Source organism: Chryseobacterium sp. Leaf394, from assembly GCF_001424105.1.
GTDB lineage: Bacteria > Bacteroidota > Bacteroidia > Flavobacteriales > Weeksellaceae > Chryseobacterium.
Genome location: NZ_LMQH01000011.1, coordinates 1,497,647 through 1,517,502, shown reverse-complemented (window position 1 = coordinate 1,517,502; position 19,856 = coordinate 1,497,647). Strand labels below are relative to the sequence as shown.

Annotated in this window: 18 protein-coding genes and 1 tRNA gene; 14 read left to right on the top strand and 5 right to left on the bottom strand. The window is 38.2% G+C overall.

Going from position 1 to position 19,856, the window contains the following annotated elements:
• The 5 genes from ASG21_RS11465 to ASG21_RS11445 all read left to right on the top strand — a co-directional run bounded on the left by ASG21_RS11465 (position 1) and on the right by ASG21_RS11445 (position 6,446).
• Positions 1–1,185, top strand: coding sequence for an efflux RND transporter periplasmic adaptor subunit (locus ASG21_RS11465; protein ID WP_056079945.1), 1,185 nt, complete (start codon positions 1–3; stop codon positions 1,183–1,185).
• Positions 1,185–4,331: an efflux RND transporter permease subunit gene (locus ASG21_RS11460; RefSeq protein ID WP_056079941.1), complete on the top strand. Its 3,147-nt coding sequence runs from the start codon at positions 1,185–1,187 to the stop codon at positions 4,329–4,331. The genes ASG21_RS11465 and ASG21_RS11460 overlap by 1 nt, the downstream gene beginning before the upstream one ends.
• A 20-nt stretch (positions 4,332–4,351) precedes the next feature.
• Entirely contained in the window at positions 4,352–5,767 is a 1,416-nt protein-coding gene (locus tag ASG21_RS11455) for an efflux transporter outer membrane subunit (protein ID WP_056079936.1), read from the top strand.
• Between the two features lie 196 nt (positions 5,768–5,963).
• Positions 5,964–6,037 (top strand) — tRNA-Ala (locus tag ASG21_RS11450).
• Positions 6,038–6,065: 28 nt separating this feature from the next.
• A complete protein-coding gene (locus ASG21_RS11445; RefSeq protein ID WP_056079933.1) occupies positions 6,066–6,446 on the top strand; it encodes a hypothetical protein in 381 nt (126 codons plus the stop codon).
• Between the two features lie 65 nt (positions 6,447–6,511).
• Here ASG21_RS11445 and ASG21_RS11440 read toward each other — a convergent pair whose 3' ends face one another.
• From ASG21_RS11440 to ASG21_RS11430, 3 genes are all read right to left on the bottom strand, one after another.
• Positions 6,512–6,811 carry a putative quinol monooxygenase gene (locus ASG21_RS11440; RefSeq protein WP_056079928.1) on the bottom strand — a complete coding sequence of 100 codons (300 nt, stop codon included), beginning with the start codon at positions 6,809–6,811 and terminating at the stop codon, positions 6,512–6,514.
• A gap of 21 nt (positions 6,812–6,832) precedes the next feature.
• Positions 6,833–7,513 carry a type 1 glutamine amidotransferase domain-containing protein gene (locus ASG21_RS11435; RefSeq protein WP_056082359.1) on the bottom strand — a complete coding sequence of 227 codons (681 nt, stop codon included), beginning with the start codon at positions 7,511–7,513 and terminating at the stop codon, positions 6,833–6,835.
• A 135-nt stretch (positions 7,514–7,648) separates the two neighbouring features.
• Positions 7,649–8,218: a Crp/Fnr family transcriptional regulator gene (locus ASG21_RS11430; protein WP_056079925.1), complete on the bottom strand. Its 570-nt coding sequence runs from the start codon at positions 8,216–8,218 to the stop codon at positions 7,649–7,651.
• Between the two features lie 195 nt (positions 8,219–8,413).
• Between ASG21_RS11430 and uvrA the strand changes: the two genes are divergently transcribed.
• The 6 genes from uvrA (at position 8,414) to ASG21_RS11400 (ending at position 13,595) form a co-directional block, all read left to right on the top strand.
• The gene (gene uvrA, locus ASG21_RS11425) at positions 8,414–11,242 is read left to right on the top strand and encodes an excinuclease ABC subunit UvrA (protein WP_056079922.1); all 2,829 of its coding nucleotides are present in this window, start codon (positions 8,414–8,416) and stop codon (positions 11,240–11,242) included.
• Between the two features lie 39 nt (positions 11,243–11,281).
• Positions 11,282–11,464 (top strand): hypothetical protein, encoded by a 183-nt coding sequence (locus ASG21_RS11420; RefSeq protein ID WP_056079919.1) that lies wholly within the window; start codon positions 11,282–11,284, stop codon positions 11,462–11,464.
• 229 nt (positions 11,465–11,693) lie between these two features.
• Complete coding sequence (locus ASG21_RS11415; RefSeq protein ID WP_056079916.1) at positions 11,694–12,098, top strand: hypothetical protein; 405 nt, start codon at positions 11,694–11,696, stop codon at positions 12,096–12,098.
• Positions 12,099–12,187: 89 nt separating this feature from the next.
• Positions 12,188–12,700, top strand: a complete 513-nt coding sequence (locus ASG21_RS11410) for a YetF domain-containing protein (RefSeq protein WP_128414288.1) — start codon at positions 12,188–12,190, stop codon at positions 12,698–12,700.
• A 3-nt stretch (positions 12,701–12,703) separates the two neighbouring features.
• Positions 12,704–13,198, top strand: coding sequence for a GNAT family N-acetyltransferase (locus ASG21_RS11405; protein WP_056079910.1), 495 nt, complete (start codon positions 12,704–12,706; stop codon positions 13,196–13,198).
• Positions 13,199–13,304: 106 nt separating this feature from the next.
• The gene (locus ASG21_RS11400) at positions 13,305–13,595 is read left to right on the top strand and encodes a hypothetical protein (protein ID WP_056079904.1); all 291 of its coding nucleotides are present in this window, start codon (positions 13,305–13,307) and stop codon (positions 13,593–13,595) included.
• Between the two features lie 44 nt (positions 13,596–13,639).
• Here ASG21_RS11400 and ASG21_RS11395 read toward each other — a convergent pair whose 3' ends face one another.
• Positions 13,640–13,954 carry a DUF4286 family protein gene (locus ASG21_RS11395; RefSeq protein ID WP_056079901.1) on the bottom strand — a complete coding sequence of 105 codons (315 nt, stop codon included), beginning with the start codon at positions 13,952–13,954 and terminating at the stop codon, positions 13,640–13,642.
• 147 nt (positions 13,955–14,101) lie between these two features.
• On the opposite strand from ASG21_RS11395, the gene gyrA reads away from it, so the two are divergent.
• Complete coding sequence (gene gyrA / locus ASG21_RS11390; RefSeq protein ID WP_056079898.1) at positions 14,102–16,684, top strand: DNA gyrase subunit A; 2,583 nt, start codon at positions 14,102–14,104, stop codon at positions 16,682–16,684.
• An 18-nt stretch (positions 16,685–16,702) separates the two neighbouring features.
• Positions 16,703–17,734: a tetratricopeptide repeat protein gene (locus ASG21_RS11385; protein WP_056079895.1), complete on the top strand. Its 1,032-nt coding sequence runs from the start codon at positions 16,703–16,705 to the stop codon at positions 17,732–17,734.
• 56 nt (positions 17,735–17,790) lie between these two features.
• Here the strand turns inward: ASG21_RS11385 and ASG21_RS11380 are convergent, their stop codons facing one another.
• Positions 17,791–18,519: a DUF6261 family protein gene (locus ASG21_RS11380; protein WP_056079891.1), complete on the bottom strand. Its 729-nt coding sequence runs from the start codon at positions 18,517–18,519 to the stop codon at positions 17,791–17,793.
• Positions 18,520–18,888: 369 nt separating this feature from the next.
• Between ASG21_RS11380 and ASG21_RS11375 the strand changes: the two genes are divergently transcribed.
• The gene (locus ASG21_RS11375; RefSeq protein WP_128414287.1) at positions 18,889–19,827 is read left to right on the top strand and encodes a hypothetical protein; all 939 of its coding nucleotides are present in this window, start codon (positions 18,889–18,891) and stop codon (positions 19,825–19,827) included.
• The last annotated feature ends 29 nt before the right edge of the window (positions 19,828–19,856 follow it).

Below are 19,856 nucleotides of genomic sequence, written 5' to 3'. Positions count from 1 at the left end.
ATGAATAACAAACTTATACTCCTTTCTTTCGCTGCACTGGCGCTGGCTTCTTGTAAGAAAGAAGAGCCTAAACAGGAAGCCGCCAAACCCTTTCCGGTGGTGAAAGTTGAAAGCAGAAATATCACAGGCTACCAGACTTTTCCGGCAAGTATTGAAGGTAAAGTCAACAATGATGTGAGAGCTAAAATTCAGGGTTACATCACTCAGGTTTTGGTTGATGAAGGGCAATATGTGACGAAAGGTCAACCCTTATTCCGTCTGGAAACCAATACTTTAAACGAAACCGCAGCCGCAGCAAAAGCTGGTGTTGGTGCAGCACAGTCCAATATCGCAGCAGCCCAGGCCGCCGTAAATGCAGCACAGGTGGAAGTTAATAAACTGAAACCGCTGGTTGATAAAAAAATCATCAGCAGTGTTCAGCTTCAGACTGCACAGGCCAATCTTGCTCAGGCTCAGGCTCAGGTGCAGCAGGCAAAAGCGGCAAGAGAACAGGCAAATGCCAATTATAAAGGAGCTGCAGCCAATGTAGACTATTCTATTATCCGGGCTCCTATTTCCGGAGTTGTTGGGAAGTTACCTTTAAGAGTAGGGAGTTTGGTAGGACCAAATGATCAGACTGCTTTAACAACAGTTTCCGACACTTCAGAAATTTACGCATACTTTTCAATGAATGAAAAAGAATATTTTGATTTCCTTGAAAAATCAGAAGGTGCGACGATGCCTCAGAAAATCAAAAATATTCCGATGGTTGAGCTTGAATTGGCCAACGGAAGTTTATATCCTGAAAAAGGTAGAGTGGAAGCCATTACCGGACAGATAGATCCTACAACCGGAACTATTCAGTTCAGGGTTTCATTTACCAATGCTCAAAAACTTTTAAGCAACGGAAACAGTGGTAAAATAAGACTTCCGAAATATTACAACAATGTTCTTGTAGTACCTGAAGGTGCTACTTACGAACAGCAGGGCATCGTTTACGTTTACAAAGTAGACAAAGATACTGCAAGAAATTCTGTAGTAAATATCATCGACAGAATCGACAATTTAGCATTGATTAAAGATGGAGTAAAAGTGGGAGATCCTGTAGTGGCAGCCGGTACCGGAACGTTGAAAAACGGAACACCGGTGAAACCGCAGCCTACGACTACTGATCAGATTGTGAAATCCATAAAACCGAAATTCTAATGATCAAGAACTTTATCAACAGACCGGTTTTATCCACTGTAATTTCCATCCTTATTGTTATTCTAGGGGTTTTGGGTCTTACAGCACTGCCGGTGACACAATATCCTGACATTGCACCTGCAACTGTAAGTGTTAGAGCAAATTATACCGGAGCCAACGCCGAAACCGTAATGAAAAGTGTGGTCGTTCCTTTGGAAGAACAGATCAATGGGGTTGAAGGAATGGATTACATTACGTCAACTGCAGGAAACGACGGTTCAGCACAGATTCAGGTGTTTTTTAAGCAGGGTATTGATGCTGATATTGCTGCCGTAAACGTACAGAACCGTGTTGCGAGAGCGTCCCCGCTTCTACCAAGTGAGGTAACGAGAGCCGGAGTTGTAACACAGAAACAGCAAACGAGTGCCTTGATGTACCTGTCTTTTTATTCTGAAAATAAAAATATTGACGATGTTTATCTTCAGAACTTTCTGAATATTAACGTTATTCCGGATCTTCAGAGGATTAATGGAGTAGGTGAAGCCAACGTTTTTGGTGGAAAAAACTATTCAATGAGAATCTGGCTGGATCCTGCAAAATTGGCAGCTTACGGAATTACACCTGCTGAAGTGACTAATGCCATCAATGATCAGAGTAGAGAAGCTGCTGCAGGTTCTTTAGGACAAAACAGCGGAAGTTCTTTTGAATATATCATTAAATATGTCGGAAAATTCAGTGAGAAAGAGCAGTATGATGACATTATTATCAAATCTTTGCCCGACGGACAGAATTTAATGCTGAAAGATGTTGCTAAAGTAGAACTGGGCGGGCTTTCTTACTCAGGAGTAGGTGAAAACGGTGATTATCCTTCCATCAGTATGGGGGTTTTCCAGACTCCGGGATCAAATGCTCAGGAGATTATTGAAAATATTAAAAAACAGCTGAAAGAAAATGAAGGCTCTTACCCGGAAGGTGTAAAGTATACTTTTAACTTTGATACAAACGAATTCCTGGACGCATCAATTGAAAAGGTAATTCACACTTTGATCGAGGCATTTATTCTTGTATTTATCGTAGTGTATATATTTTTACAGGATTTCAGATCTACTTTAATTCCGGCGATTGCGGTTCCCGTTTCGATTGTGGGAACGTTCTTTTTCCTGAATCTGTTTGGATATTCATTAAACCTTTTAACGCTTTTTGCCCTTGTATTGGCCATTGGTATTGTGGTCGATGATGCGATTGTAGTCGTCGAAGCCGTTCACGCCAAAATGGAAAACGGAATTTCCGATGCGAAAAAAGCAACCATTGAAGCAATGGATGAGATCACCGGAGCAATTATCTCAATTACTTTGGTAATGGCAGCGGTATTTATTCCGGTAACATTTATTACAGGGCCTACCGGTGTATTTTATCAGCAGTTTGGGATAACTTTAATTATTGCGATCATTATCTCGGCAGTCAATGCACTTACTTTAAGTCCGGTTTTATGTTCGTTATTTTTAAAGCCTCATGAAGAACACCACAAAGAATATAAAGATTTAAACTTTATTAAAAAGTTCTTCTATAAATTTAATATTGGTTTTAAAACCGCGACAGACCGTTACGGAAGAGGATTTAATTTCCTGATTAAACACAAATGGGTGACTTTAGTCATTCTGATTGTAACAGGAGGAATTATCTATTGGGCAAACGGAAGTATGAAAAAAGGTTTCGTACCAACCGAAGACAGAGGAATCATATTTACAGACGTTCAGCTTCCGCCGGGAGCTTCAATGGAAAGAACTTATACCGTTCTGAAAACACTGCAGAAAGAAGCATTGAAAATTCCTGGAATTCAGAATGTAACGATTTCCACAGGTAGAGGATTACTTTCCGGAAACGGTAGCAACAATGGTCTTGCCTTCGTTAAACTGAAACCGTTTGATGACAGAAAAGGAGACGGCCTGTCTTCCGAAGAAATTTCAAAAAGATTGTTTGGTCTTGCAGGAAAAGTTCCTGATGCGAAAGTAGTATTCTTCCAGCCTCCGAGTGTACCGGGATTCGGTAACAGTGCAGGTTTTGAGATGGTACTTTTAGATAAATCAGGAGGCGATTTTGCTCAGCTGGATGCCAAGACAAATGAGTTTATCGGAAATCTGATGCAGAGACCGGAAATTGAATTTGCGCAAACATCTTTCAATACAAAATATCCTCAGTATTTAATGGAAATTAATGTTCCGTTAGCCAAACAGAAAGGCGTTTCAGTGAATGATATCTTATCTGCCATGCAGGGCTATATTGGTGGAATTTACGGAGCTGACTTCACGAAATACGGAAAGCAGTTCAGGGTAATGATTCAGGCATTGCCTGAAGACAGGGTAGATGCTGCCAACTTAAATCAATATTATGTAAAAACAAGTTCGGGAGAAATGTCGCCGATTTCACAGTTTGTGACTTTAACTAAAACGTATGGTCCGCAATCTGTCGGTCGTTACAACTTATTTACCTCAGTGAAAATTACAGGAGCCAACAAAGCAGGCTTCAGTTCGGGGGATGCGATTACAGCTGTTCAGGCTGTTGCCAAAGAAACGCTGGATCAGAATTATGATGTAGAATTTACAGGTCTTACCAGAGAAGAATTAAGTTCAGGATCTCAGACTTTACTGATTTTTGCTTTAAGTTTGGTATTCGTTTATTTCATCCTTTCTGCTCAGTACGAAAGTTACATTCTGCCTTTGGTAGTGGTCATTTCACTTCCTCTTGGGGTAATGGGTGCTTATTTCGGACAGAAAATTATGGGGCTTGAAAACAACATCTATTTCCAGATTGCGCTCATCATGTTGGTCGGATTATTGGCCAAAAACGCGATTTTGATTATCGAATTTGCAGTACAGCGAAGACATCACGGCGAAACGATTGTAGATTCTGCAATTAATGCAGCGAAAGCGAGATTAAGACCGATTTTAATGACATCTTTAGCTTTTATCTTTGGTCTTTTACCATTGGTTTTGGCAAGCGGAATTGGTGCTGTGGGAAACAGATCAATTGCAACGGGAGCAGCAATCGGATTGTTGATAGGAACTATTTTAGGAGTATTTGTCATTCCTGTATTGTATGTAGTTTTCCAGACTTTGCAGGAAAAAATTAAACCGATCAAGCAAAAAGATATTAATCTTGCCGAATAAGTAATTTAGAGTTATTAAAAATGAAAAATTTATCAATCTATATAAAAGGAACAGCTTTTTCGGTGCTTACTTTGGCGTTAGTTGCTTCGTGCAACATCAGAAAAGAATACGAAAGGGCAAAAGACATTGTTCCCGAAAACCTTTTCCGTACAGACAGGCTTCCAAAAGATTCTTCGTCTATTGCGGAACTTTCGTGGCGCGAAATCTTTACAGATCCCATTTTACAGGGCTATATTGAAAAAGCCCTGCAGAATAATCTCGATATAAGAATTGCCATTCAGAATTATGAAGCAGCTGAAGCTTATCTCAAACAAAGTAAAGCAGCCTACCAACCAACAGTTTCTATCGGTCCGAACTATACATTTCAGACACAGTCTGTCAATACACAGTTTGGTCAGATCATCGGAGAAAGAAGATATGTTAATCAGTACGACATCACAGCAAGCATCGGCTTTGAAGCCGATATCTGGGGTAAACTGAAAGCTCAGGAAAAAGCTCAGCTTGCCGCAGTTTGGGGAACACTTGCTGCTCACAAAGCCGTAAAAAATGATCTGATTGCAGCTTTGGCATCATCCTATTTCCAGTTACTGACTTTTGATCAGCAGAAAAGAATTATTTCTGAAACAATTACAATCAGACAGAGCAATCTTGAAACTACAAAAGCTCTGAAGGAAGCCGGAATTCTCACTGAAGTTGCTGTTCAGCAAAGTGAAGCTTTGGTTTACAATGCTCAGGCATCTTTAATTGATATTGAAACTCAAATTCAGATCCTTGAAAATACAATGAGTTTGTTATTGGCGGAACCTTCACAGGCCATCAACCGTTCTACTCTTGAATCTCAGAGAATTCCTGCTGAAATTTCAGTAGGTTACTCAGCAAGTCTTCTGGCAAACAGACCCGATGTAATGCAGGCGGAATATAATCTGATCAATACTTTCGAACTTACGAATTCTGCAAAAGCACAGTTTTACCCAACATTCAGAATTACAGGATCGGGTGGGGTGCAGTCGGTAGATATTGATCATTTATTCAGTGTAAACTCTCTGTTTGCAAATGTTGTGGGAGGTTTAGCCCAACCGCTTTTAAACAGAAGACAGATCAGAACCAACTATGATGTGAGTTTGGCTAATAAGGAAATCGCTTATCTGAATTTCAGAAAAACAGTGCTCAGTGCGGGCAAAGAAGTTTCAGATGCGATCAGGGTTTTCACGGTACAGGATGAGTTTATTGACTTAAAAACAAAGGAGCTTACAGCTTATAAAAACTCAGTAAGTTTCTCTCAGGAATTGGTAAACTACGGCATGGCAAACTATCTTGAAGTGCTTACAGCAAATGTTAATGCATTAAATGCAGAACTGAATATTTCAAATGCCCAATACAACAAAATGAAAGCGGCAGTAGATCTCTATAAAGCCTTAGGTGGCGGATGGAGATAATCTTTCTTCCGAAGGATTTTATATTTAATCTTGTTTTAAACGCATACTTTTCGGAGTGTGCGTTTTCTTTTTTGATGAATATGAAGCAATTAGCATTTATTTTCAGCAGATTTTCAATAAATTTTAACAAATTATTTGTATATATGGTTTAATTACTTACTTTTGTACCGCTTCGTGTAAAAAGCACGGGAAAACAGGGGAATTAGCTCATCTGGCTAGAGCGTTAGACTGGCAGTCTAAAGGTGACGGGTTCGATCCCCGTATTCTCCACAAAAACTTTATCAAACCTTGTAATCTTATGAAGAAATTTTTTTTACTTGCGTTAATGGCTGTAATGTTCATCAGCTGTAATTCTGATGACGATTTAACTTTGGTTGATTACATCGGAACGTGGTCCGGAACCTACACCGGAACAAATGATAAAGGTGATTGGAATTTTGTAGTTGCCGACGACGGAAAAGTGACAGGAACTATGCATTCTATTGACAGTAACCAAAACTTTGCGATTATCGGTCGTCTGGACAGATCAGGACAGCTGATTGCAGAACTGGCTTTACCTGCTAAAGGAAATTTCAATGGAACGCTGACTACTGAGAAAAAAGGTAACGGATCTTGGGACAACAGTCTTCCGGCACCTGCAAGAAGCGGAAATTGGGAAGGTTCAAAAGATAAAAAGTAATTTTACCAAAATATAATTAAAACCACAGTTTTTTGAAACTGTGGTTTTTTTTGATTTAAACTTTTTTAAAATAACTGATTCATTAAAATCACTTCCCTGCTTTCCAGCAAAGGTACAACCTGTTCCAAAACAATTTCTTTAAAATGATCTGAATTGCGGTGAAGCTCAACGGCTGCTTCATTCGCATATCCCTCATACAAAATCAATGTGTTGCGGTCTGTCTGGCTTTGGTGAACTTTATAAAACAGATTTCCTTCTTCCTGAGAACTTTTATCTGCTGCTTCTTTCATCAGGTGAATGACGGTTTCAGATTTTCCTTCTTTCACCTGCCATTTTGCATGAACATATACTGATTCTTCTTCCATTTTTTTAATTTTAAAGTTAAACTAGGCCTTTTTGCTTTCGAAAAGAGCAACGATTTTTTCACCAACACCTTTTGCTGAAGCAGGATTTTGTCCAGTAATCAGATTTCCATCTGAAATACTGTTGGCAGACCACGCCTCAGCAGCATGGAAAATCGCGCCCTGCACGGTCAATGCCGTTTGCAGATCAAACGGTACATCGTCTTTTGCATAATTGTTTTCTTCTTCCGTGGTAAAAGAGGTGATGTTTCTTCCGTTCACAAGGTAAGTTCCGTCACTTAATTTTACATTGAGAAGAGAAACAGGACCGTGACAAACCGCAGCAACAATACCGTCTCTTTCGTAAACATTTGCGATTACCTTTTTCAGTTCATCGTTTTCCGGCATATCGACCATCGGAGCCAAACCACCGGGAATGAAAACTGCATCGTAATTTTTGACATCAACTTCAGAAAGTTTTGCAGCTTTGTGCATATCTTCCCAGCCTTTTCCGGTCAGGAATTTTAAGTTATCCGGATCATCTGCTAAATTTAAGGCATCTAAAAACGGTGATTCGCCCGTAAGACTTGCAAAATCTACATCGAAATCTGCTTTCTGAAATTCTGCGTAAGGATGTGCTACCTCGGGTAAAAAAGTTCCGGTTCTTCTGTTGTTTTTTCCAATGGTGTTGGCATTGGATACGATGATTAATACTTTTGCTTTCATAATTAAAATTTTAATTGAATGATTTCTGTTTAAATTTCTAAAGCAAATGTACATCTACCGAATGCCTGATGAGAAGGAGCCAAGTCACAAAAAAAGTGTGACCGGAATCACACTTTACATTTAAAATTTTAAAAATCATTTACCGTTGGAGTACAGTCTGCTTAAAGTTTCCCGACTCACACCCAGATATTCTGCAACATATTTTTTTGGAATCTGTGTAATAAGATCAGGATACAGCCGCGAAAATTCTTCATACCGCTGCTGAGGCGTGCTGGATAGTAGAAGTATAATTCTCTGCTGCAACGCAATATAACCGTTAGTCAGTTTTATTCTGAAAAAATGTTCCATTTTGTGAAATTCTGATGCAAGTTTTTCTCGTCCTTCCAGTGTAAGACTGGCTACAGCACCGTCCTGCAGGCATTCTACAAACATTGTTGCATCTTTTTGATTGAAAAACCCTATGTAATCGGTCATCCACCAGTTCTTTTTTGCAAACTGAATGATGTGTTCTTTTCCGCTTTCGTCCACGTAAAAAACTTTATAAATTCCATCCAGAGTCAGAAATTCATATTTCACTTCATCGCCTTCGTGAACGAGAAACTGATTTTTCCGAACGTTTTTTATAGTGAAAAATGTTTTGATACGCTCAAATTCTTCATCTGTTATGCTAATGATTTCCTCAATATGTTCTCTCAGTCTGTCCATTTCTCTGTAAATTATTTGTAAATTTAGGTAAAAAGAGGAAACAAGATTCTATTTGAATATTCGTGTTAACTTTAAACTGAAAGCATATTTTAAACCTTGAGTCAGACCGTTAATCTAACAATTTTTAACAACCACAATTCCATAAAATTCCGTAATTTTGCACATCGTGATTTTCATGTAAAGTCACCCCAAATTATGAGCGAATCTAAAGAATATATAGAAGTTTACGGAGCCAGAGAACACAATCTTAAAAACATTGATGTTAAAATTCCGCGCAACGAACTGGTGGTAATCACAGGACTTTCAGGAAGCGGAAAATCTTCACTGGCTTTCGATACGATTTTTGCCGAAGGACAGCGCCGTTACATCGAAACATTTTCTGCTTATGCCAGACAGTTTTTAGGTGGATTGGAACGTCCTGATGTTGATAAAATCGAAGGACTATCTCCCGTAATTGCTATCGAACAAAAAACAACTAACAAAAACCCCCGTTCAACCGTAGGAACTGTTACTGAATTGTACGATTATCTGCGTCTTCTATTCGCAAGAGTTTCAGATGCTTATTCGCAAACAACAGGAAAAAAGCTGGTAAGCTATACTGAAGATCAGATTTTAGATGCCATCAAAGAAAATTATAAAGGCGAAAAAATAATGTTGATGGCGCCTGTTGTGCGTTCCAGAAAAGGGCATTACCATGAGCTTTTCGTACAGATGGCAAAAAAAGGATACGGACAGGCAAGAATCGACGGTGAACTTCAGGATATTGAATATGATTTGAAACTTGACCGTTACAAAACCCACGACATCGATATCGTTGTAGACCGTTGGATCATCGGTGAATCTGCTTCGGAGTCAAGAATGGAAAAATCCCTGCGAACTGCGATGGAAATGGGCGAAGGTTTGATCGGAATTCAAAAACTGGGAACTGCAGACATCGAATATTTCTCCAAAAATTTAATGGATGCCGAAACCGGTCATTCACTGGCCTTACCGGAGCCAAATACATTTTCATTCAACTCTCCGAAGGGAAGCTGCCCAAGCTGTAAAGGATTGGGAACAATCAAGAAAATCAACACAGATTATTTTGTAGAAAATCCTAAATTATCAATCAATCAGGGAGGTTTGTTGCCATTGGAAGATATTAAATCCAACAAATACATCCTTTCACAGATTAAAAATATTCTTGAAATATTTGGTATGAGTCTGTCAACTCCGTTCAAAGATATTCCGGCCGAAGCTTTGGATTATATGTACAACGGATGTCACAAAGAATTCAATAAAGATTTAAAATACGCAGGAATTACCAAGAAAATCAAAGTCAGTTTTGATGGTCTGATTCCTTTCATGGAAGAACTGATTGAAGAGAGAGAATCTTACGAAGCTATTTTGCTTGAAAGACATTTCACAACGGAAGAAACCTGTCCGGAATGTAAAGGTGCGCGTCTTCAGGCATCAAGTTTAAGTTTTAAAATTGACGGAAAAAACATTGCTGAAATCAATGGCTTAAGTTTATCAGATTTGAAAGACTGGCTGAGAGACGTAAAAGATAAATTTTCAGAGAAAAACGGAATTATTGCTCACGAAATTCTAAAGGAAATCGAAACCAGACTTCAGTTTTTACTGGATGTAGGTTTGGATTATTTAAGTTTAAGCAGAAGCTCAAAAACCCTTTCAGGTGGAGAATCCCAGAGAATCCGTCTGGCAACACAGATTGGTTCTCAATTGGTAAACGTTCTTTATATTCTGGATGAACCAAGCATCGGTTTACACCAGAGAGACAACGAGAGGCTGATCAATTCCCTGAAAAATCTCCGTGACATCGGAAACTCTGTTTTGGTGGTGGAACACGACAAAGATATGATCATGGAAGCTGACGAAGTTTTGGATATAGGTCCGAGAGCTGGTAAATTCGGAGGCGAAATTCTTTGGCAGGGAAAACCGAAAGACTTGCTGAAAGCCGACACCATCACTGCAGATTACATCAACGGAAAGAGAAAAATTGCCATTCCGGAAGTCAGAAGAGAAGGAAATGGAAAAAGCATAGTTTTAAAAGGTGCTACTGGAAATAATCTTAAAAATGTGACGCTTGATATTCCGTTGGGAAAACTCGTAGTTGTAACCGGAATTTCAGGAAGCGGGAAATCATCTTTGATTAACGGAACTTTATATCCGATTCTGAACAAGCACTTTTACAGAGCCGTGCAGGAACCTTTACCATTCAAAAAAATTGAAGGTCTTGACAATATCGATAAGATTGTTGATGTTGACCAGACACCAATCGGACGAACGCCCCGCTCAAATCCTGCGACTTACACAGGAATGTTTACAGACATCAGAAATTTATTTTCTGAATTGCCTGAATCTAAAATCCGTGGTTACAAGCCCGGAAGATTTTCTTTCAACGTGAAAGGAGGAAGATGCGAAACCTGCCAGGGAGGCGGTTTAAAGGTTATTGAAATGAACTTTTTACCTGATGTTTATGTTCACTGTGAAACCTGCAACGGAAAACGTTTCAACAGAGAAACACTGGAAGTCCGTTACAAAGGAAAATCAATTTCAGATGTACTGGAAATGACGATTGATGAAGCTGTGGATTTCTTCCAGCCGATTCCAAAGATTTTTGCAAGAGTAAAAACTCTGCAGGATGTCGGTCTCGGTTACATCACGATGGGGCAGCAGTCAACAACGCTTTCCGGCGGTGAGGCTCAGCGTATCAAACTGGCTACAGAGCTTGCAAAAAGACAGACAGGAAATACGCTTTATATTCTTGATGAACCCACAACCGGACTTCATTTTGAAGACGTGAAAATCCTGATGGATGCTATTAATAAACTGGTGGAATTAGGAAATTCATTCATCATCATCGAACACAATATGGATGTTATTAAACTGGCCGATCATATTATCGACGTAGGTCCTGAAGGAGGAAAGCACGGTGGAGAAATTATTGCAAAAGGAACGCCTGAAGAAATTATCAAATCTAAAAAATCTCTGACAGGGAAGTATCTGAAAAAGGAGATGTAAGTGGTATCATATTTGTGATCTTAAGCGAAACATTGTGTTATGAAATCAGTTAAAATTTTTCTTGCAGTATTTGTGTTTTCGTTGATGTTCGCATCATGTGAAGTCAGAACAGTCGGAAATGGCCGTGGGCACTCAAAACCAATGCCGCCAGGACAGGCCAAAAAGGTATTCGGAACAAAATCTGCGAAACCTTTTGCACCCGGACAGAATAAGCATAAATAAGAACCAAACTGCAGCAAAAGCTGCAGTTTTTTGTTGAAATTAATGCGGAATCACATTTCCAATGTTAACTTTTAAATTATTTTAAAAATTTAAACAACTGAAAATCAATATTTTAATTTTCAATGTTAACCCAACGTTAACTGAATGTAAAATTTATATGAATTTATTTATATATCTTTGAATTAGAAAATAAGAAACAACAACAATTAACTCTAAAAATCAAAGACATATGAAAAATAAAATTCAAATATTCGCAGCTTCACTTTTCGTATTTGCGTTTGCATCCATTTTTAATACTGCGATAGCTCAGATATCTTCAGACAATACCATCAAAGAAGTCCAGCTTGCTAAGGCCGACGCTTTTAATGAAATCAGAAACCAGCTGATGGCCAATTTTGATTTTACCAATCAGGATTATCAGCAGGGAATAGTAAATTCTGAAGTGAAATTTGATGTTTCGGAAAACGGAAAAATCATCAATGTAAAATCTAAAGGAGATTGCAAAGTGGTAAGCAAAGAGATTGAAAAAATCCTCAGCAACCTTCACTACAGAATTGATTCATCAAAAATGAGCGAAAAAATGCTTGCCTCAAGTTTCGTAATGCCGGTACGAGTGGATATTAACAACAGATAAATGACTTATCATATATTTTTCAGAACTGCCTTAACGGGCAGTTTTTTATTGCAGTTAATTGATTAAATTTGATCTTTAAAATTTAGATTTTGGAAGAGATACTGAATGTGGTGTTCCGCTCACTTTGCGTTTACCTCTTTATGGTGATCGCAATTCGTGTGTTTGGTAAGAACCAGCTGTCACAGCTCAATGCCGGTGATGTGGTTTTGCTGCTTCTTATTTCAAATGCCGTTCAGAACGCTATGGTTGGTCCTGATACTTCGCTTCAGGGCGGGATTATCGCAGCTCTTGTACTTTTTGCAGCCAACTTTATTTTGAAACGGATCATGTTTAAAAATCCTAAATTTAAAAGTTTTCTGGAAGAAGATCCTGTGATTCTGATCAGAGACGGAAAGATTGATGAACCTGCTTTAAACAGAGTGAAAATTACTGAAGATGAACTGGAAGAATCTATAAGAGAACACGGTGTTGACGGAATTAAAAATGTTAGACTCTCCATTCTTGAAGTGGATGGCAACATCAGTGTTGTATCTATGGATAAGACCGGAGAACAGACCCATTACACCAGAATAAAACGAAAAAATAAAAGAAAATATCACTAAAAAATGTATTACGAATTACGGGAAATGCGTCCGGGAGATGAGAAACGGGTTTTGGAAATCTTTCAGCAGGGAATTGACGGTGGAATTGCTACTTTCGAAACAACGGTTCCTACAGAAGAAGCGTGGGATATGGAGTTCTTGAACGACTGCCGCTGGATTCTTGAAAACGAAAAAAGTGAAGTGATTGGATGGTGTGCACTGAAGTCGGTCAGCAAAAGAGACTGTTTCAAAGGTGTTGCAGAGATTAGTATTTATTTTGATAACGCATATCAGGGAAAAGGACTCGGTACAATGCTGCTGAGAAAATTAATTGCCGACAGTGAAGAACATGGTTTCTGGACTTTGCAGGCCAACATATTTCCTGAAAATGAGATTTCGATACATTTTCATCAGAAATTCGGATTCAAAATTCTTGGTACTAGAGAAAAACTGGGAAAACTCGATGGGAAATGGAAGGATGTCGTCATGCTTGAAAGACGCAGTGAGATTATATTTTAACATAAAACGTTATAAATTTTCTTAAAAATTACTGTATTTACAATCATAAACTGTTATTGGCATTTTCATTGTTGCTTTTTTTTCAGAAATTTAAAACAATGGAAATATGAAGAGTTTTGTTAAAATTTTAGGAGCATTTCTCCTGCTGGTCTTTTCTGCAAGCTTTAATACTGTAGATGCTCAGAGACATCATAAACATAAAAAACATCATTTCAAATCTGCAAAACATTATCATAAAAGAGCAGGACATTACCACAGAAGACCTGCCAGATATGTCACCCATTACAGAAAACCCGTAAGACACAGATATTACCGTCCTGTAGTGCATCACAGACCTGTAAGACAATATTACAGACACGTACCGCCAAGACAGACAGTAATTGTGATTAACCGTTAGTATAAAAAAACCGACTGTTTCAGAAGCAGCCGGTTTTGTTTTTTCTATATTTTACTTTTGATAGGATCGAGGAAGGTATTGAAAATCATGATATCCTGCCCGAACTTCATTTCGATGCGGTCTGCAATATTCTGAAGTTCGCTTTTAAGAAAATCGTCACGAAACTCAGCATCATCAAAGATGAGCAGAAGATTGTAGTTTTTACCCTCTTCAATAAAGTCGCTCTGTACTTCAGAAAGAATATATTTATTGACGTCAAAAAGATTTTCTGTCATGAGAAACAACTCTTCGTCAACATATTTTGTCCATTCTTCGAGATTGTTTTTGGGGCAGTGAAAGGTAATACTGAGAACACTCATATTTTATGATTTATTTAATATTTTAGATGCAATTCTCAGGCAAAAATCGGTATTTTTTTCTTAAATTAGCACGTTATAATTTAGCCGAAATAAATATTTTTCAGATGTGTGAATAACGCTCTGATTATCATAATAATAAACTTTTATATGCAAAAAGAAGGAGAAAGACTGATTCCTATTAACATTGTTGATGAAATGAAGTCATCTTACATCGACTATTCTATGTCGGTAATTGTTTCCAGAGCACTTCCGGACGTGAGAGATGGCCTTAAACCTGTACACAGAAGGGTATTGTACGGTATGTATGGATTAGGGGTTTTTTCAAACAGAAAATATTTAAAATCTGCCAGAATCGTTGGAGACGTTTTAGGTAAATATCACCCTCACGGTGACTCTTCAGTTTACGATGCCATGGTAAGAATGGCTCAGGACTGGAGCTTACGTTATCCACAGGTTGACGGGCAGGGTAACTTTGGTTCGATGGATGGAGATCCGCCTGCAGCAATGCGTTACACCGAGGCAAGACTTAAGAAAATTTCAGACGAGATTTTATCTGATCTTGATAAAGAAACGGTAGATTTTCAAAATAACTTTGACGACAGTTTAACTGAACCAAGCGTAATGCCTTCGAAAATTCCTAACCTTTTGGTAAACGGAACTTCAGGTATTGCTGTTGGTATGGCCACCAATATGGCGCCGCATAACTTAACTGAGTCGATCAATGCAATCTGTGCTTATATCGATAACAGAGAAATCACCATCGATGAACTGATGCAGCACATTATCGCTCCCGATTTTCCGACAGGTGGTATCATCTACGGTTACGACGGTGTAAGAGATGCTTTCCATACAGGAAGAGGACGTGTAGTTTTAAGAGCTAAAGTAGGTTTTGAAGAAGTTCACAACCGAAATGCAATCATTGTAAGCGAAATTCCTTATCAGGTGAACAAAGCAGAGATGATTGCCAGAACTGCTGAGTTGGTAAAAGATGATAAAATCCCGGGAATCTACGAAATCAGAGATGAATCTGACAGAAGAGGTATGCGTATCGTTTATGAATTAAAGAATGATGCGATTCCGAATGTGGTTTTAAATATGCTTTATAAATATACGTCACTTCAGACGTCTTTCAGTGTCAACAATATCGCATTGGTACACGGAAGACCGGAGCAGTTGAATGTAAAGGATATTATTCACCATTTTGTAGAGCACAGACATGAAATAATCGTAAGAAGAACTCAGTACGAGCTTAGAAAAGCGAAGGAGAGAGCTCATATTCTTGAAGGTTTCATGAAAGTGATCGGAACTCAGGATGCTTTAGATAAAGCCATTTCCATCATTCGTCACTCTGCCAATCCGCAGGCTGCGAAAGAAGGTTTGATGACGGAATTTGAACTTTCAGACATTCAGGCTCAGGCAATTCTTGACTTACGTCTTGCACGTCTTACAGGAATGGAGCTCGACAAAATCCGTGATGAGTACGATGCAATTATGAAAGAAATTGCAAACCTCGAAGACATCTTAGCTAATGAAGGAAGAAGATTCGAGATCATCAAGGAAGAATTGGTTGAAGTAAGAGAGAAATACGGAGACGAAAGAAGAACTGAAATCGACTATTCAGGAGGTGAAATGTCTATCGAAGACATCATCCCGAACGAAGAGGTGGTTCTTACCATTTCTCACGCAGGTTACGTGAAGAGAACGTTGCTTTCAGAATACAAAGTTCAGAGCAGGGGTGGCGTTGGTAACAAAGCGGCAACAACAAGAGATTCAGATTTCCTGGAATACATTGTTTCGGCAACCAACCACCAGTACATGTTATTCTTCACCGAAAAGGGAAGATGTTACTGGCTGAGAGTTTTTGAAATTCCTGAAGGTTCAAAGATATCAAAAGGAAGAGCAGTTCAGAACCTGATTAATATTGAGCCTGATGATAAAATTAAAGCTTACATCAGAACCAATAATTTAAAAGATGCAGAATACGTCAACCAAATGAGTGTGGTGATGGTGACCAAAAACGGAACCATCAAAAAGACTTCACTGGAAGCATATTCAAGACCAAGAATAAATGGTGTAAATGCTATTGAAATCAGAGATAATGACCAGTTGTTAGGTGCATATTTAACGAATGGAACATCTCAGATCATGATCGCTACCAAAAATGGTAAATGTATCCGTTTCCCTGAAGAAAAAGTAAGAGAAGTTGGAAGAAGTTCTATCGGTGTACGTGGAATTACTTTGGAAGAGAACGACGAAGTAATCGGTATGATCGTTGCAAATGATCTTGAAAACGAAACTGTTTTGGTAGTTTCTGAAAAAGGTTATGGTAAAAGAACTGCCGTTTTAGACTACAGAGAAACCAACAGAGGTGGAAAAGGTGTAATTACTTTAAATATCACCGATAAAACAGGAAACCTGATCGCCATCCAGAACGTTACAGACGACGACGGTCTAATGATCATCAACAAATCCGGTGTTGCCATCAGAATGGGAATGGATGAGATGAGAGTAATGGGTAGAAATACCCAGGGAGTAAGAATGATCAACCTGAAGAAAAATGACGAAATCGCTGCAATTGCAAAAGTTGCGATGGATAAAGACATTCCGGAGGATGAAGAACTGGAGGGAGAAAATGAAAATATAGCTGATAACCCAGAAAATGAAACAGAAGATTTGCCACAAAACGAAAATGAGGCAGATGAAACTGAGAATTCTGATTCTGAAGAATAATTTTTAAATAAAAATAATATGAAAAAGCTGATTTTAGGGATTGCAATTTTAGCATCTTCGTTTACATTTGCTCAGAAAGATAAGGATGCCAGCGCAAAGTTTGACGCTGCCAATAAAGCAGCAATGGATGCTTTCAATGCAAAAAATTATGCTGTAGCCGCTCCGAAATTTTTGGAAGCCTATGAAATTTTAAAAGCTAATGGTAAAGCTGACGAAACGTATAAATACAACGCAGCAATTAGCTACGCAGTAAACAATAATATTCCTGAAGCTACAAAGCTTTATGAACAGTTAATCGCTGCTAATTACACAGGAGAGCAGGTAACTTATACTGCAAAAAATAAAAAAGGTGAAACTGAGCCTTTCGATAAAACAATGTGGACAACCCTTAAAGGAAAGTCTAAGGATTACACAGATTTTAAAGAAGAAAAGACTCCTTCTGTAGAACCTGAATTGTATGAAACATTGGCAACACTGTATCTTAATTCTAAGCAGAATGATAAAGCAGTTGCTTTAATTGAAAAAGGTCTGGCTAAATTTCCGAATAATGCCAAATTAAAAGATTTTCAGGGGACAGCTTACTATGCATCAGGTAACAATGACAAATTTGCAACGGTAATCAAGGAACAGTTGGCGAAAGATCCTAACAATGCTGAAAACTGGTATAACTTAGGTGTTATTCAGTCAAAAAATCCTGCAAGTGCTGCAGAAGCTGAAGTTTCTTTCAAAAAAGCAATTGAGCTAAAGCCGGACTTCTCAAATGCTTACCTTAATCTTGTTTACGGCATCATTGGCGACGAAGATGCTGCGGTAAAGAAAATTAACGAAACCAACAGAACTGATAAAGTTGCGGGAACAAAATTAATCGAAGAAAGAAGAGCCCGTTTTGCAAAAGCACTGCCTTACGCAGAAAGCTGGTACAAAGTACAACCGGAAAATATCGACGCCGTTTCTACGCTGAAAGATATTTACACGATTACAAAAAATACCGAAAAAGCAGCAGCTATGAAGGCGAAACTAGCTGAACTGGAAGCTAAGCAGACAAAATAATCTTAAACAGATTTCGCAAAAAAAAACCGATGCAGAAATGTATCGGTTTTTTTATTTTATTTGCCAAGTCTTCTTGAGACAACCACATCAGAAAAATACCCTCTGCCGTTATTGATGATAGCCAGCAGATCTTTGTAGTAAGATTCTACGTTTTCTTCTACAGAAGCCATCGCAAGTATGTAGGTGGTTAGCTTTTTATAATCTTCTGCTAATGTTTTCCTCAAAGACTTCATGTCTGAAACATTTTTCTGTGAAGTCTTAAACGACCTTTCAGCAAAAAGATTATTGAATGCCGCATTGGAAACTGAAAGATGGTTTACAAATTTTCCGATGGCCAACTGAGCAACAGCATTGCTGAAATCACTGCTTTCTAATCTGCTGATTAATTGGGTAATTTGATTGGTTTCGGCTTCGTATGAATCGTTGTCCACATTTTTGTATTCCGAGAGCAAGAGCTGAATTTTTTTGTAGGCATCAGCTTCCTCTGTATTTTTTGCGTTACGGTACGGTTTCAAAGAATCCCGTAATGCCTGAATGTCTGAATCTCTTTCCTTGTCAAGCCTGGCAATAGCCTCAGACTCCTCGCTGGCTCTCACTTGATTAAGCCCTGCATTGTAAGCAGGAAGTTGATTTTGCAAAACCGTAAAAAGTTTTTTAGCATTCGGATCATCGTCAGGGTTTAAGGAAGAAGATCCCAAATCTTCAAAAAGTCTCACGATCAGCTGCCCAAATTCTGAATGGTGAAGCGCCTTTGCATAAAGGCTTTTTAATTTAATTTTACTCATAGCTGTGCTTTGTTTTTATTGCATTATAAAATTTTAAATCTAAATATTACAGGATTGAAGCAAACCATATTAAAATGGAATTTTCCCAAATTGGGACGGGGCAAAACTGTTTTAGGGGAAGCTGTCCCAAATTGGGACGGGAAGAATTGGTTTTAGTTTAAACCATCCCAAATTGGGAAAACCTAAACCAAAAGTGGGGGAGCGGAATTCTGTTTTTTTTTCATCGTAATATTGATTGTGTCCTTCAAATGTAATATAAATATCGATAGGGTGATAAAAATTTTTGTATTTTTTTAATCACTGTCGATGCAATATAATTTTTTGAATGTCGTTAAAAAAGTTGTTCCAATATGTTTAAAGTTTCTTTTAATGATGAAAAAAAGTTATGTTCTGCTTTTAATTTTTATAATTTCCTTGCCTGTCTGTGCGCAGAAAATACTTGTACGAGGTATTGCAAAAGATACCACTAAAGGAAGATCTTCTATGACAATCAGCATAAACGATACGATCTGGAGATATCAGGCTATACCTGCTCATGTGAAAGAGAAATTAGGGAACTTTGACAGTAGTGCCTACAGTACGAACACCGATAAGTTGGGAAATTACGAGATTGAAGCCAGACCGTCAGACACTTTGTATTTTAGAAAAATGCATTATGTACCGCAAAAGCACAGCGTATCAGACATTGTTAAAAACAATATTGTTGTACAGCTCGTACCGGAACCGTGCGAGATGTTTGATTTTTGTACATTACAACCAGCTTTAGATTATCTGATATTTAAAGGCAAAAAAATAAGTGTTCAATACAAAGTTGATCCCTATTATTGTAATACCCGATCTTTAAATTATGGTAGTTATGAGTGTGTTTATGAAGTTACAGAAAAAATCTACGGATATTTTCCAGGCGACATCATAAAGTTTAATGCTTACGATCATTATGGAGCACCTGTTTTTACGAAAGAAAAATCAGCAATAGTGGTTTTAGGAAATCATTACGGCAAACTTCGTCATCATCCTTGTACATTTCCTAATATAACAAAGACTGCAGGAGGTAAATGGGCCTGTGCAGGAAATCCCATAGATTCTGCTGAATGTGCAGATATTTCTTTAAAATCAAAACCCATGAATTTTCCAAGAACAGCGTCTGTTGATATTTCAGATTTTCAAAGGTCTGTGCTCGAAAAATTTCAGCAACCCTATTATAGAATCGATGGGCATCAGGCTGTTCCGTTACAGGGTATTTATCTGGAAGAGATGGTAGCCGAAAAAATTAGGTTAAATAGAATCAGTAGAGAAAATTTAAACTAAATTCCGTTGTATTATCATTAAATTTCCAC